This is a genomic window from Brachybacterium sp. SYSU DS0246 (genome assembly GCF_059391765.1).
The window spans coordinates 48,356-62,908 of record NZ_JBZXYT010000013.1 but is presented as its reverse complement, the minus strand read 5'-3'; the positions used below and the strand labels follow the sequence as shown (position 1 = coordinate 62,908).

At 71.1% G+C, this 14,553-nt stretch carries 12 protein-coding genes; 8 read left to right on the top strand and 4 right to left on the bottom strand.

What is annotated here, in order from left to right; translation table 11 throughout:
- The first annotated feature begins 86 nt into the window (after positions 1-86).
- The 3 genes from AC5020_RS08340 to secG all read left to right on the top strand — a co-directional run bounded on the left by AC5020_RS08340 (position 87) and on the right by secG (position 2,414).
- On the top strand, positions 87-1,289 hold the full coding sequence (locus tag AC5020_RS08340) for a phosphoglycerate kinase (RefSeq protein WP_494564409.1): 1,203 nt from the start codon (positions 87-89) through the stop codon (positions 1,287-1,289).
- Positions 1,286-2,065 carry a triose-phosphate isomerase gene (gene tpiA, locus AC5020_RS08335; protein WP_377017170.1) on the top strand — a complete coding sequence of 260 codons (780 nt, stop codon included), beginning with the start codon at positions 1,286-1,288 and terminating at the stop codon, positions 2,063-2,065. The genes AC5020_RS08340 and tpiA overlap by 4 nt, the downstream gene beginning before the upstream one ends.
- A gap of 106 nt (positions 2,066-2,171) precedes the next feature.
- Complete coding sequence (gene secG, locus AC5020_RS08330; protein ID WP_377017282.1) at positions 2,172-2,414, top strand: preprotein translocase subunit SecG; 243 nt, start codon at positions 2,172-2,174, stop codon at positions 2,412-2,414.
- Positions 2,415-2,582: 168 nt separating this feature from the next.
- Here secG and pgl read toward each other — a convergent pair whose 3' ends face one another.
- The 4 genes from pgl to tkt all read right to left on the bottom strand — a co-directional run bounded on the left by pgl (position 2,583) and on the right by tkt (position 9,265).
- A complete protein-coding gene (gene pgl, locus AC5020_RS08325; RefSeq protein WP_464987929.1) occupies positions 2,583-4,292 on the bottom strand; it encodes a 6-phosphogluconolactonase in 1,710 nt (569 codons plus the stop codon).
- Entirely contained in the window at positions 4,289-5,851 is a 1,563-nt protein-coding gene (gene zwf / locus AC5020_RS08320; protein ID WP_377793890.1) for a glucose-6-phosphate dehydrogenase, read from the bottom strand. Before zwf ends, pgl begins: the two co-directional genes overlap by 4 nt.
- Positions 5,852-5,924: 73 nt before the next feature.
- The gene (gene tal, locus AC5020_RS08315) at positions 5,925-7,037 is read right to left on the bottom strand and encodes a transaldolase (protein WP_377017164.1); all 1,113 of its coding nucleotides are present in this window, start codon (positions 7,035-7,037) and stop codon (positions 5,925-5,927) included.
- A 128-nt stretch (positions 7,038-7,165) separates the two neighbouring features.
- Positions 7,166-9,265, bottom strand: a complete 2,100-nt coding sequence (gene tkt, locus AC5020_RS08310) for a transketolase (protein ID WP_464987928.1) — start codon at positions 9,263-9,265, stop codon at positions 7,166-7,168.
- 305 nt (positions 9,266-9,570) lie between these two features.
- Between tkt and AC5020_RS08305 the strand changes: the two genes are divergently transcribed.
- The 5 genes from AC5020_RS08305 (at position 9,571) to AC5020_RS08285 (ending at position 14,543) form a co-directional block, all read left to right on the top strand.
- Entirely contained in the window at positions 9,571-10,524 is a 954-nt protein-coding gene (locus AC5020_RS08305; protein WP_464987927.1) for a heme o synthase, read from the top strand.
- Positions 10,521-11,519: a site-specific tyrosine recombinase XerD gene (locus AC5020_RS08300; RefSeq protein WP_377793892.1), complete on the top strand. Its 999-nt coding sequence runs from the start codon at positions 10,521-10,523 to the stop codon at positions 11,517-11,519. The genes AC5020_RS08305 and AC5020_RS08300 overlap by 4 nt, the downstream gene beginning before the upstream one ends.
- A 170-nt stretch (positions 11,520-11,689) precedes the next feature.
- A complete protein-coding gene (locus tag AC5020_RS08295; RefSeq protein WP_377017156.1) occupies positions 11,690-12,562 on the top strand; it encodes a ParA family protein in 873 nt (290 codons plus the stop codon).
- Positions 12,562-13,437 (top strand): pseudouridine synthase, encoded by an 876-nt coding sequence (locus tag AC5020_RS08290; protein ID WP_377017154.1) that lies wholly within the window; start codon positions 12,562-12,564, stop codon positions 13,435-13,437. Before AC5020_RS08295 ends, AC5020_RS08290 begins: the two co-directional genes overlap by 1 nt.
- The gene (locus AC5020_RS08285) at positions 13,434-14,543 is read left to right on the top strand and encodes a prephenate dehydrogenase (protein ID WP_377793893.1); all 1,110 of its coding nucleotides are present in this window, start codon (positions 13,434-13,436) and stop codon (positions 14,541-14,543) included. The genes AC5020_RS08290 and AC5020_RS08285 overlap by 4 nt, the downstream gene beginning before the upstream one ends.
- Positions 14,544-14,553: the final 10 nt, after the last annotated feature.

The window sequence follows — 14,553 nt, the reverse complement described above, 5'->3', positions numbered from 1 at the left end:
GGTCACCACCCCGAGGGGTCGGTGTCCGGCGGGCTCCGCTCGTCCCGCTCGCGCCGCCACGGCCACGAACAGAAGGAACCACCACAGTGCTGAAGACCATCGACTCGCTCGGAGAGCTGCGCGGCAAGCGCGTGCTCGTGCGAGCAGACCTCAACGTCCCGCTGGACGGCACCACCATCACCGACGACGGCCGCATCCGCGCCGCGCTGCCCACCCTGGCCCGGCTCAGCGAGGCCGGCGCGCGCGTCGTGGTCATCTCCCACCTCGGCCGCCCCAAGGGCGAGCCGGAGGACAAGTACTCCCTGAAGCCCGTCGTCGGCCGCCTCGGCGAGCTGATCGGCCAGGACGTCGCCTTCGCCACCGACACCATCGGCGATTCCGCACGTGAGGTCGTCGGCGGCCTGCAGGACGGCCAGGTCGCCGTGCTGGAGAACCTGCGCTTCAACCCGGGCGAGACCGCGAAGGCCGATGGCGAGCGCCACGTCTTCGCGCAGGCCCTGGCCTCTCTCGGCGACGCGTTCGTCTCCGACGGGTTCGGCGTCGTCCACCGCAAGCAGGCCTCCGTCTACGAGCTGGCGACCCTGCTGCCCTCGGCCGCGGGCCAGCTCGTTCTCGGGGAGGTCGAATCCCTGCGCAAGGTGACCGACGACCCCGAGCGCCCCTTCGTCGTCGTGCTCGGCGGGGCGAAGGTCGCCGACAAGCTCGGTGTCATCGACACCCTGCTCGGCAAGGCCGACCGCATCCTGATCGGCGGCGGCATGGCCTACACCTTCCAGAAGGCCAAGGGTCTCGAGGTGGGCCAGTCGCTGCTGGACGAGAGCAAGCTCGACGTGGTGCGCGAGTACATGCGGCGCGCCGAGGACCAGGGCGTGGAGCTCGTCCTGCCCGTCGACACGGTGGTGGCCCCCGAGTTCTCGGCCGATGCCCCCGCGACCGTGGTGCCGGTCGACCAGATCCCCTCGGACCAGGAGGGCATGGACATCGGCCCGGAGACGGCGAAGCTGTTCGGACAGAAGATCTCCGACGCGGCGACCGTGTTCTGGAACGGCCCCATGGGTGTGTTCGAGTTCGAGGCGTTCGCGGCCGGTACCAAGGCCGTCGCCGAGCATCTCGCGACCGCCGAGGGATACACCGTGGTCGGTGGGGGAGACTCCGCCTCCGCGGTCCGCAATCTCGGATTCGACGAATCCCGTTTCTCGCACATCTCCACCGGCGGCGGCGCGAGCCTCGAACTCATCGAGGGCCAGGAACTGCCGGGAATCTCGATCCTCGAGGAGGGCACCAAGTGAGCACCCGTACCCCGCTGATGGCGGGCAACTGGAAGATGAACCTGGACTGGAAGCAGGCGCTGGCCCTGGTCGAGGACCTCGGTGATCAGCTCAAGGGCATCGACACCGACGCGGTCGAGACCGTCGTGCTGCCGCCCTTCGTCGACATCCGCACCGTCCAGACCGCGGTCGACGCCGGGAAGCTCCCCCTCGCCTACGGCGCACAGGACCTCTCCGAGCACGAGTCCGGTGCCTACACCGGCGAGGTCTCCGGGCCCATGCTGAAGGCACTGGGCTGCAGCTACGTGGCCGTCGGCCACTCCGAGCGCCGCCAGCACCACGGTGAGGACGAGAAGGTCACCAATGCCAAGGTGAAGGCCGCCTTCGCCGCCGGACTGACCCCGATCCTGTGCGTCGGCGAGCCGCTCGAGGAGCGCCAGGCCGGCAAGCACGTCGAGTACACCCTCGCCCAGGTCGAGGGCGGCATCGACGGCCTGACCGCCGACCAGGCCCGGCAGATCGTCATCGCCTACGAGCCCGTGTGGGCCATCGGCACCGGCGAGGTCGCCACCCCGGACGACGCGCAGGAGGTGTGCGCCGCGATCCGCGAGGCGCTGCGCCGCCTGCAGGGCGACGAGGTCGCCGAGGCCGTCCGCGTGCTGTACGGCGGCAGCGTCAAGTCCTCCAACGTCGTCGAGCTGATGGGCAAGGAGGACGTCGACGGCGCTCTCGTCGGCGGCGCCTCGCTCAAGGCCGAGGAGTTCGCCAAGATCGCCGGCTACAACGCCGGAGTCTGAGCGAGCGAGACTGGCACCACGCGGGCCGGGCCTTCGAGAGGCCCGGCCCGTGCCGTATGCTGGATCGGTCCTCCTGTCTCCGTGGAAGGTATCGCCCCTCGTGGATCTGCCCCTGCTGAAGCTCATCCTTCAGATCCTGCTGGCCGTCACCAGTCTGCTGGCCATCATGCTCGTCCTCCTGCACAAGGGGCGCGGCGGCGGCCTCTCCGACATGTTCGGCGGCGGTGTGTCGTCCTCGGCCAGCGCCTCCGGTGTCGCCGAGCGCAACCTGAACCGGCTCACCGTCACCGTCGCGGTGGTGTGGGGCCTGTGCTGCGTCGCCCTCGGCATCCTGGAACGCATGCTCTGAACGTGCTGCGCGCACATTCCTGAACTCTCCGAGAGGGCCGGTCACCGCTACGGTGACCGGCCCTCTTGCTCGTCGCGTGCGTCCGGCCTCGTGGAGGGGCCGTGGGTCCGAGATTGCAGAGAGGGCCGGTCACCATGGTGGTGACCGGCCCTCCGGGAGCAGGGGGGCTCAGAGCTTCTCGGCGGCGGCGCTGTCCAGGAACCAGGTGGTGGACTCGAGGCCCCGCACCGCAGAGGCCGGGACGGGCCACGGATCGATCTCGCCGTGGGCCCTCGCGACCGCCTCGGCCTTGTCCCCGCCGGCGACCAGGAAGGCCACGTGACGCGAGGAGTTCAGCACGGGCCAGGGCAGGGAGATCCGCTCCGATGGCGGCTTGGGCGAGTTCGTCACCGCGACCGCGCTGGCCCCTGCCTGCCGCTGGTCAGGGTGCTCGGGGAACAGCGAGGCGACGTGACCGTCGGGCCCGACGCCCAGGAGCAGCACGTCGAAGAACGCGCGGCCTCGGGTGCGGAACGGCTCGTCGCCACCGGCCTGGTCGAGCTGCTGCCCGTACCACGCGGCGGCCTCGTCCAGCGACATCCCGTCGGCGGGGGAGGGCATGACGTGGATGTTGCGTGCCGGCAGCCCGGCCTCCTGGAGAGGCTCCAGGAACGAGGAGCGCACGGCGACCTCGTTGCGGTCGCTCGAGTCGGTGTCCACGAAGCGCTCGTCGCCCCACCAGATATGCAGGCGGGAGACGTCCGCCCCGGCCGAGGACAGCGCCCCCGGCAGGGCCGCGGCGGTCTTCGTGCCGACCGAACCGCCGGTGACCACCAGATGCGCCGCCTGGCGCTGGGCGAGGGCGTCCGCGAGCTGTGAGGCGACGGCTTCCGCGGCCGCGGTCGCAACCGTGGAGGCGTCCTCGAGGACCCGGTCGGTGGCCTCCGGCTTTCCCCGCGCGTAGGTGCCGAAATCGTCGATCCCGCTGAAGGCGCTGGCGAGGACCTCGCCGTAGACCTCGTCGGGATTCAGCCGGCGCAGCTCCTCGGACAGCAGCTCGCTGAGCGTGCGGCGGGGCATCGTCACATGCTGGCCGCTCTGATCGCCCGGGAGGTTCATGACGATCGAGTCGTCGCTGGTGCGGACGAGCTCGATCGTGCCGTCCTCGCGGTGCAGACGCACGCCCCGCACGGAGGGGCCCTCCGAGACCTCACCGGCCGGCTCGACCGTGCGGACATCGACGCCGAGGGTGTGCTCGAGCCAGGCGGCCATCAGCACCACCGAGGGGTCCTCGGCGCTGCCGGAGACCTCCACCAGCTTCGGGGTCGAGATCGGGGGCACCTCGTAGGCGCTGGCGACGAGCCCGCGCCACCGGGTCAGCCTCGACCAGGAGAGGTCGGAGTCCCCGCTGGCGTAGCCACGGCGCAGACGCTTGAGGGTGGCCAGCGGGCTGGAGCAGGCCGCGGCGTCGGTGATCCGGCGCTGCGACATGGAGCCCAGCACGTCGTGGACGGGGGAGGACGGGGCGCTCTCCGGCCACCAGGTGACGATCGGGGCGTCCGGCAGCAGCAGCGCCATCACCAGCGTGTCCAGCGAGTACATGATGTCCCCGCGGGCGCGGAGGATCACGATCTCGCCGGCGCCGGCGTCACGGCCCACGCGGATCTCCGCGTCCAGTCCCGAGGCCTCGGCCTCCGGGTCGACGTCGAGAACGAGGACCCGGGCGGGGTGCTCGTGACTGGCGCGCACGGCCGCCTCGAGAGGATCCTCGACATCTCCGGTGGAGATGATGATCAGCGTGAGCACCCGGCCGATGGTGTTCGCGCCGAAGGTCTCCCGCATCTCGATCATCTTCTTGTCGATGGCCGAGGCGGTGGTGTCTGTCAGGGTGGTGATCACGGTCGCCTCCAGGTACGTCCGTCACGGGCGAGCATCTCGTGGGCGGTGTCGGGCCCCCAGGTGCCGGGGCGGTAGGGCGCCGGCTCGAGGTTCTCCGACCAGAACTCGGTGATGGGGTCGAGGATCCGCCAGGAGAGCTCGACCTCCTTCTGCCGGGGGAACAGCGGCGGATCGCCCAGCAGGAGATCCAGGATCAGCCGCTCGTAGGCCTCCGGGGACTCCTCCGTGAAGTTCATGCCGTAGGCGAAGTCCATCGTCACGTCCCGCACCTCCATCTGGGTGCCGGGGACCTTGGAGCCGAAGCGCATGGTCACGCCCTCGTCCGGCTGGACGCGGATGACGATCGCATTCTGGCCGAGGTTCGCGGTATCGGTGGAGCGGAACGGGAGGAACGGGGCGCGCTTGAACACGACCGCGATCTCCGTGACCCGCCGGCCCAGCCGCTTGCCGGCGCGCAGGTAGAACGGCACGCCCGCCCAGCGCCGCGTGGCGATGTCGAGCCTCATCGCGGCGAAGGTCTCCGTGGTCGAATCCGCGGGGATGCCCTCCTCCTCGCGGTAGGGGCGCACCTCCTCGCCGCCCTGCCAACCGCCCACGTACTGCCCGCGGGCGGTGTGCGCGGCGAGATCCTCGGGCAGCTCGATCGCGGCGAGCACCTTCTCCTTCTCCGCCCGCAGGTCGGAGGCACGGAAGGAGACCGGCTCCTCCATCGCCGTCAGCGCGAGCAGCTGCAGCAGGTGATTCTGGATGACGTCCCGCGCGGTGCCGATGCCGTCGTAGTACCCGGCCCGGGACCCGATGCCGATGTCCTCGGCCATCGTGATCTGGACGTGGTCGACATAGCTCGCGTTCCACACCGGCTCATAGAGCTGGTTGGCGAAGCGCAGCGCCATGATGTTCTGGACGGTCTCCTTGCCCAGGTAATGGTCGATGCGGAAGACGTCCTCCGGGCGGAACACCTTCTCGACCACGTCGTTGAGCTCGCGCGCGGAGGCGAGGTCGTGCCCGAAGGGCTTCTCGATGATCACGCGGCGCCAGGAGCCGTCCCGCGGGGTGTTCAGTCCCGAATCGGCGAGCTGACCGCAGACCTTCGGGAAGGCGTCCGGCGGGATCGAGAGGTAGAAGGCGTGGTTGCCGCCGGTCCCGCGGGTGCGGTCCAGCTCGCCGACGACCTCGGTGAGGCGCTCGAACGCCGCGGAGTCGTCGAACGTGCCGGTCACGAAGCGCAGCCCGCCGCGGAGCTGCTCGAAGACGCTCTCCGAGAAGCCGGTGCGGGAGTGCTCGGAGACGCTCTTGCGCACGTACTCGGCGAAGTCCTCGTCGGACCATTCGCGGCGCCCGAACCCGACCAGGCCGAAGCTGGCCGGCAGCAGTCCGCGGTGGGTGAGGTCATAGATGGCGGGCAGGAGCTTCTTGCGGGCGAGGTCGCCGGTGACGCCGAACATCACCATGGAGCTCGGCCCGGCGATGAGCGGCAGCCGGCGGTCGCGGGGGTCACGCAGGGGGTTGGCGATCTCCGGTGTCTCGGCCCCTGCCGGAGGAGTGCTGGTATCGGTCACGATCGTCCTTTCTCGGACACGGACGGCGAGAGCACGGCCTGCCCCAGCGGGCGCGGCCGTGCTCTCGGAGAACTCAGGCTCGGGTGTCGTCGATGGTCGCCGACACGGTGTCGATGAGCTCCTGCCAGGACTTCTCGAACTTCTCGACGCCCTCGCGCTCGAGCAGCGCGAACACGTCGGCCAGGTCGACCCCGGCCTCCTCGACGCGCTCCAGGACGCTCTCACCCGTCTTGGCGGTCTCGGCGTTCAGCGCGGCCTTGGGCTCGGAGTGCTCGGCGACGGCCTCCAGCGTCTTCTCCGGCATGGTGTTCACGCACGGATCGGCGACGAGGTTGTCGACGTAGAGCGTGTCGGGGTAGTCGGGGTTCTTGACCCCTGTCGAGGCCCAGAGCGGGCGCTGCACGTTCGCGCCCTTGTCCTTGAGAGCCGCGAAGCGCTCCTGCCCGAAGGCGGTGAGGTACTCGCCGAAGGCGGCCTGGGCGTTGGCGACGCCCGCGGAGCCGCGCAGCGTCTCGGCCTCGCCCCCGAGCGCCTCGAGGCGCTTGTCGATCTCGGCATCGACGCGGGAGACGAAGAACGAGGCGACGGAGTAGATCTTCGAGAGGTCCTTGCCCGCCTCGGCGGCCTGCTCCAGGCCGGCGAGGTAGGCCTCCATGACCTCCTGGTAGCGGGCCACGGAGAAGATCAGGGTGACGTTGACGCTGATGCCCTCGGCGATGGTGGCGGTGATCGCCGGCAGGCCCGCCTCGGTCGCGGGGATCTTGACGAACAGGTTCTCCCGGTCGACCAGGTCGCGCAGCCGCTTGGCCTGCTCGATGGTCTTGTCGGTGTCGTGGGCCAGCCGCGGGTCGACCTCGATGCTGACGCGCCCGTCCACGCCGCCGGTGGCCTCGTGCACGCCCTGGAAGAGGTCGCAGGCGCTGCGCACGTCGTCGGTGGTGACGACCTCGAGGACGCCGTCGACGTCCTTGCCCTCACCGGCCAGGCGAGCGATGTCGTCGTCGTACTCGGAGCGGCCGGAGATCGCGGCCTGGAAGATCGAGGGGTTCGTGGTGACGCCCACCACGTTGCGGGTATCGATCAGTTCCTGCAGGTTGCCGGAGGTCATCCGCTGGCGGGAGAGGTCGTCGAGCCAGATGGAGACGCCGGCGTCGGACAGGGCCTGGGTGCGGGGATTCTGAGTCATGTGCATATCCTTCCGGACGCTGCGCGCCCTGTGTCGAACTGCTGTCGTCGTCTAACGCTGGTCGGGCCGGATTTCTTCCAGCCAGGGGCGGGTGCGGGGCAGGACCCGTGGGCCCCGCCCCGCACCGGTCAGGCGCCGGCGGCCGCGAGGGACTCCTTGGCGGCGGCGATGACCGCCTCCGGCGTGAAGCCGTACTCGCGGAACAGCGTCTTGGCGTCGGCCGAGGCACCGTAGTGCTCGAGCGAGACGGCCCGGCCGTGGGCGCCGAGGAAGCGGTACCAGGGCATCGCGATCCCGGCCTCGACGCTGACGCGGGCGGTGACCGCCGAGGGCAGGACGGACTCCTTGTACTCCTCGTCCTGTTCGTCGAACCACTCCACGGACGGCATCGAGACCAGCCGGGTGGCGATCCCCTCGGCCTCGAGCTGCTTCTGGGCCTCGGCGGCGTACTGCACCTCGGAGCCGGTGCCGATCAGGATCACCTGAGGAGCGCCGGAGGAGGCCTCCTTCATCACGTAGGCGCCCTTGGCCAGCCCGTCGGCGCCCGCGTACTCCGAGCGGTCGAAGGTCGGCATGGCCTGACGGCTGAGGATCAGCCCGACGGGCCCGCTGTCCCGCTCGAGCAGAGCCTTCCAGGCCTGCGCGGTCTCATTGGCATCCGCCGGACGCACGATCGAGAGGTTCGGGATCGCCCGGTAGGCGGCCAGGTGCTCGACAGGCTGGTGCGTGGGGCCGTCCTCGCCCAGACCGATCGAGTCGTGGGTCCACACGTAGGTGGCGGGGACCTTCATCAGCGAGGCGAGGCGCACGGCGCCGCGCATGTAGTCGGCGAACTGGAAGAAGGTGCCGCCGTAGGGACGCGTGAGGCCGTGCAGCGAGATCCCCGAGAGGATCGCGCCCATCCCGTGCTCGCGGATGCCGAAGTGCAGCGTACGGCCGTACTCGTCACCGGCGAACTGCTCCGAGCTGTACTCCTCGGGCAGGAACGACGGCTCGCCCTTCATGGTGGTGTTGTTCGAGCCTGCGAGGTCGGCGCTGCCACCCCACAGCTCGGGCATGACCGGGGCCAGCTCGGCGAGGATCTTGCCGGAGGCGGCGCGGGTGGCGATGCCCTTCTCGTCGGCCTCGAAGGCCGGGAACGCCTCGGCGAAGCCCTCGGGCAGCTCACGCGCGACCAGGCGGTCCAGCAGCGTCGCCCGCTCGGGGTTCGCGGAGCGCCAGGCCTGGTAGCCCTCGTTCCACTCGGACTTGGCCGTCGCGGCGCGCTCGGCGAGCGAGCGGGTGCGGGCGAGCACGTCCTCGTCCACCTGGAACGACTTCTCGGGGTCGAAGCCGATGGCTTCCTTCAGCCCGGCGACGGCGTCGGGGCCGAGCTTGGCCCCGTGGACGCTGTGGCTGCCGGCGAGCTCCGGGATCGGCCAGCCGATGACGGTGCGCAGCCGGATGAAGGTCGGCTTGTCGGTGACCTTCTGGGCCTCGAGGATCTCGGCCTTGAGCGCGGCCACGTCCTCGAGGTAGCTCTCGCCGCCCTGGGTCCAGTCCACGGTGCGCACGTCCCAGCCGTAGGCCTCATAGCGAGCGGTGGTGTCCTCGGTGAAGGCGATCGAGGTGTCGCCCTCGATGGAGATCTCGTTGTCGTCCCACAGGACGATGAGGTTGCCCAGCTTCTGGGTGCCGGCCAGCGAGCTGGCCTCGCTGCTGACGCCCTCCTGGAGATCGCCGTCGGAGGCGATCACATAGGTGAAGTGGTCGAACGGGCTGGTGCCCGGCGCGGCCTCGGGGTCCAGCAGGCCGCGCTCGCGACGCTGGGCCATGGCCATGCCGACGGCGGAGGAGATGCCCTGGCCGAGCGGGCCGGTGGTGATCTCCACGCCCTTGGTGTGGAAGTTCTCCGGGTGGCCGGGGGTCTTGGAGCCCCAGGTGCGCAGCCCCTCGATGTCCTCCAGCTCGAGCCCGAAGCCGCCGAGGTAGAGCTGGATGTACTGGGTCAGGCTGGAGTGGCCGGCCGAGAGCACGAAGCGATCGCGACCGAGCCAGTCCGGGTCGGTCGGATCGTGCCGCATGACGTCCTGGTAGAGCAGGTATGCGGCGGGGGCCAGGCTGATGGCCGTGCCGGGGTGCCCGTTGCCGACCTTCTCCACCGCATCGGCGGCGAGGACGCGCACGGTGTCCACCGCGCGCTTGTCCAGGTCGGTCCAACCCTCCGGGGCCTTGAACGTATCGGTCACGTCGATTGCTTCCTTTCGCCGGGTAGCGGCCGCAGCGGCCGCGCGGATCGATGGCTCCGGCAGGCATCCCCGACAAGCATCCTTCGACGTGGTCAGTTCCTGCCCGAAGCGACGCGTCCCACCTTAGTGCTGGTCGAGACCGATGATGGACCTCGTCCAGCCGGTTGCCGCGAAGATCCCTCGCAGCGGCGGCCGACGGTGCCCTGCCTCACCCCGCCGGTGACTGCGACAGCGGCGGGCGAGCACATAGACTGGCCGGGTTCATGCGACGGTCCCGTCGCGCTCAGGAGGAAGGACGGTGGGCGGTGACCGCCACCCAGGGAGCTTCGACCCGGGACGCCGGCACGGGGGGTGACCCCGCTGCGCAGCGCACGGCAGGTTCCGTGATCCGGGCCTACGTGGCGCTGACCAAGCCCCGCATCATCGAGCTGCTGCTGATCACCACCATCCCCACGATGTTCCTGGCCGCGGGCGGGTTCCCCTCGGCGTGGCTGATCCTGACGACCATGATCGGCGGCTACCTGGCCGCCGGCGGCGCGAACGCGCTGAACATGTACCTCGACCGCGACATCGACGCGCGCATGAAGCGAACCCGGAACCGGCCGCTGGTGACCGGTGAGATCAGCCCGCGCGCCGGCCTGATCTTCGGCATCGCCCTGTCGCTGCTGTCCGGGGTATGGCTGGGCCTGCTGGTGAACTGGGCCTCCGCCGGCCTCGCCCTCGTCGCGATCGTGCTCTACGTGGTCTTCTACACGATGATCCTCAAGCGCCGCACGAGCCAGAACATCGTCTGGGGCGGCGTGGCCGGGTGCATGCCGGTGCTGATCGGCTGGTCGGCGGTGACCGGCACGGTGTCCTGGACGGCGGTGCTGCTGTTCCTGGTGATCTTCTTCTGGACCCCGCCGCACTACTGGCCGCTGGCCGAGAAGTTCAGCCAGGACTACGCCGATGCGGGCGTGCCGATGCTGCCGGTGGTGGCCTCCCGCGCGAGCGTCGCCCGCCAGATGATCATGCACACCCTGCTGATGATCGCCGCGAGCCTGGCGATCATCCCGCTGGGCCATACCGGATGGGTCTACGGCGTCAGCGCCGTCGCCGCCGGAGCCTGGTTCGCGTTCCTCGTGATCCGCTACGCCGTCCGGGTCCACCGTGGCCTGACCGGCAGGAAGCTCGGCCCGATGGTCGTCTTCCACGGCTCGATCACCTACCTGACCCTGCTCTTCGTCGCCCTGGCGATCGATCCCTTCGTCCGGCTGTGACCGAGCGCGGCGGCCGCCGACCCACCGGGGAGCCGACGCTGCGCCCCGGCGACCGCCGGATCCTCGAGCAGTACCTGAGCCATCTGCGGATCGAGCGGGGACTGTCCGCGAACACCCTCGCCGCCTACCGGCGCGACCTGGAACGCTACCTCCGCGATCTCGCGCAGGACGACATCGATCCCGCCGCCGTGGAGCCCGGGCGGCTCGCCGGATGGCTCCAGACCCTGCGGACCGGGGCCGACGGCGGCACCGCTCTGTCACCGTCCTCCGCAGCCCGCTCCCTCGCCGCCGTGCGCGGACTGCATGCCTTCCTCGACGCCGAGCGCGTCTCGAACACCGGGGACCCGTCCCGCCTGGTCCCCACCCCCTCCCTGCCCGGACGGCTCCCTCACCCCTTGACCATCGAGCAGGTCGAGGCGCTGCTGGAGGCGGCCGGACGCCCCGGGACCGGACGTGACGCCACCGAACGGGCCCTGCGCGACCGGGCACTGCTCGAGGTCCTCTACGGCACCGGCGCGCGCATCTCCGAGGCCACGGGCCTCGACCTCGACGACATCGATCGCGAGCAGCGGGCGGCGATCCTGCGCGGCAAGGGCGACAAGCAGCGCGTGGTGCCCGTCGGCCGGTACGCCCTGGACGCGCTGGATGCCTACCTCACCCGCGGCCGCCCGGTCCTCGCCGGCCGGGGGACGGGCACCCCGGCCGTCTTCCTCGGCTCGCGGGGGACCCGGCTGACCCGACAGGCCGCCTGGCAGGTGATCCAGCGCGTGGCCGGCGATGCGGATCTCGGCGAGCTGACCGAGCCCATCAGTCCCCACACGCTGCGCCACTCCTATGCGACCCACCTCCTGCACGGGGGAGCGGACGTGCGCAGCGTGCAGGAGCTGCTGGGTCATGCCTCGGTCACCACGACGCAGCTGTACACGCAGGTCACAGTGGATTCGCTGCGAGAGACACACGCCGGTGCCCACCCCCGGGCGCGACGGGGGGCTTAGACTTGTCCGGCACGAGGACCCCGCACGAGAACGACGACCGTCCCGCCCCGCGCACCAGCGCTCGGGGCCGGCACCCACAGCCGGCTCTGCCCGGGCCATGGCCGGTCGCGAGCCGGTCCCTCGGCGGGCCGCCCCGCACCAGAGAACGACGCCGACGACAGGACAACGACGTGAGCTCGACTTCCGACCAGCAGCTGGACATCGATCTCGGTCCCACCGGCCGCCCGATGCCGGAGCTGCCGGAGCCAGCCCCGCTCGACGGTCACGGACCGGCCCGGGTCATCTCGATGGTGAACCAGAAGGGCGGGGTGGGGAAGACCACCAGCGTCATCAACCTCGGCGCGGCCCTCGCGGAGCTCGGCCGCAAGGTCCTGCTGGTCGACCTCGATCCGCAGGGCGCCCTCAGCGCCGGCACCGGGGTCAACCCGTACGAGCTCGACGTGACCGTCTACAACCTGCTGATGGAGCGCGGTCACGACGTCCATGACGTCATCCAGTCCACCGGCACCGAGGACCTCGACGTGCTGCCGGCGAACATCGACCTCTCGGCCGCCGAGGTCACCCTGGTCAACGAGGTGGCGCGCGAGATGGCCCTGGCCCGCGTGCTGCGCCCCGTCGCGGACGAGTACGACGTGATCATCATCGACTGCCAGCCCTCCCTGGGGCTGCTGACAGTCAACGCCCTGGCGGCCAGCCATGGCGTGATCATCCCGCTCGAGGCCGAGTACTTCGCGCTGCGCGGCGTGGCGCTGCTGGTGGAGACCATCGAGAAGGTGCAGGACCGCATCAACCCCAAGCTCGAGATGGACGGCATCCTCATCACGATGTTCGACCCGCGCACGCTCCACGCCCGCGAGGTGTGCCAGCGCGTGGTCGAGGCCTTCCCCGACAAGGTCCTCCACACCACGATCAATCGCACCGTGAAGTTCCCCGACGCGTCCGTGGCCGCCGAACCGATCATCTCCTTCGCCTCCTCGACGAAGGGCGCGGACGCGTACCGCCAGCTGGCCCGCGAGCTGATCTCCCGCGGCGCGGCGGCCTGATGGCCGGCGCCGCCTCCCCAGGGCGCCGTCAGCGCCGCCGCAGCGCCTTCACCCCGCCGAAGAAGGTGCGCCTGCGCGACGGCGAGGGCACCCCGCGTCCGCCGGCCCCGCGCGCGGACGACGAGAGTCCCGACGTGCATCGCGAGGACGGCGAGCGGCTGCAGAAGGTCCTGGCCCACGCCGGATTCGGGTCCCGCCGTGCCTGCGAGACGCTGATCTCCACGGGCCGCGTCATGGTCGACGGCCTGGTGGTCCGCGAGCAGGGCGTGCGCATCGACCCGGCCACCCAGGTGGTCCACGTCGACGGCCGCCGCCTCCAGCTGGACACGGCGAAGGTGACCGTGGCGCTGCACAAGCCGCGCCGGGTCGTCTCGGCCATGAGCGATCCCGAAGGGCGCCGCGACCTCACCGAGTTCGTCGCGGGCTACCCCCAGCGGCTCTACCACGTGGGCCGGCTCGACTACGAGACCGAGGGCCTGCTGCTGCTGACCAACGACGGCGAGCTCGCCCATCGCCTCACCCATCCCCGCTTCGAGGTCTCCAAGACCTACGTGTGCCGCTTCGAGGCACCCGGCGGGCCGCCTCGCGGACTGGTCAAGGCGCTGCGCGAGGGCATCGAGCTCGAGGACGGCCCGGCCCGCGCCGACAGCGCGCGCGTGCTCGCCCAGAACGGCCGGGAGGCCGTCGTCGAGGTGACGCTGCACGAGGGGCGCAACCGGATCGTGCGCCGGATGTTCGCCTCCCAGGGCTTCGAGCTGACCGCGCTGGTGCGCACCCGCATCGGCCCCGTGCTGCTCGGTGACCTCGGCCCGGGGGCGACCCGCGAGCTCACCGGGCGCGAGCTCGGCACGCTGATGGCGGAGGTCGGCCTGTGAGCCCCTTGGTGGCCTCACCCGTGCGGATCATCGGCACCGGCCTCATCGGCGGCTCCCTCGGGCTGGCGCTGCGCCGCGCCGGAGCCACGGTCCAGGTGGAGGACATCTCCCCGGGTACCACTGCTCTCGCCGTCGAGCTCGGCGTCGGCTCGCTTCCCGCGGCCGGGGACGAGGACCCGGCGCTGGTCGTCGTCGCCGCTCCGCCCGACGTCGCCGCACAGGTCATCGCGGACTCGCTGCGTCGCTGGCCCTCGGCCCTGGTCACGGACGTCGCCAGCGTCAAGGCCACGGTGCTGGAGGGTGTGCGCGCCCAGGCCGATCCCGGCGATCTGCCGCGCTACATCGGTGCGCACCCCATGGCGGGACGCGAGGTCTCGGGCGTCATCTCCGCGCGCAGCGACCTGTTCCACGGCCGCCCCTTCGTCGTCGTCCCCCATGCCCAGACGCGCGCCGGGGCGGTCTCCGTCCTCAAGGGCCTGGCCACCGAGATCGGCGCAGTGCCCGTGGTGATGGACCCCCGCGCCCACGACATCGCGGTCGCCCACGTCTCCCACGTGCCGCAGGTGCTCGCGAGCCTGCTGGCCTCGACGCTGCTGGAGCCCACCGAGGAAGCGCTGGGCCTGGCCGGGCAGGGACTGCGCGACACCACCCGCATCGCCGATTCGGATCCGCGGCTGTGGGTCGAGATCCTGGGCGCCAACGCCGAGGCCGTCGGCACCGTCCTGCGCTCGGTGAGGGACCGGGCTGACGACGTGCTGGAGGCTCTCGACTCACTCGCCGGCACCCCGGATCCCGCGGTGGGGTCGCGCCGCGCCCTCGCCGATCTGGTGGCCGACGGCAACCGCGGCGTGCGGCGTATCCCGGGCAAGCACGGCGGGGCGACCGACGCCTTCGCGACCGTCGTGGTGCTGGTGCCCGACAGCCCGGGCGAGCTGGGACGCCTGCTGACCGAGATGGGCGAGATCGGTGTGAACCTCGAGGATCTGCGCCTCGAGCACACGATCGGCCAGCCGGTCGGTCTCGCGCACATCGCCGTGGACGCCTCGCGTGAGGACCTGCTCACCAGATCGCTCGCCGAACGCGGCTGGACCGTCGCCGACGCCTGAGCGCCCCGTA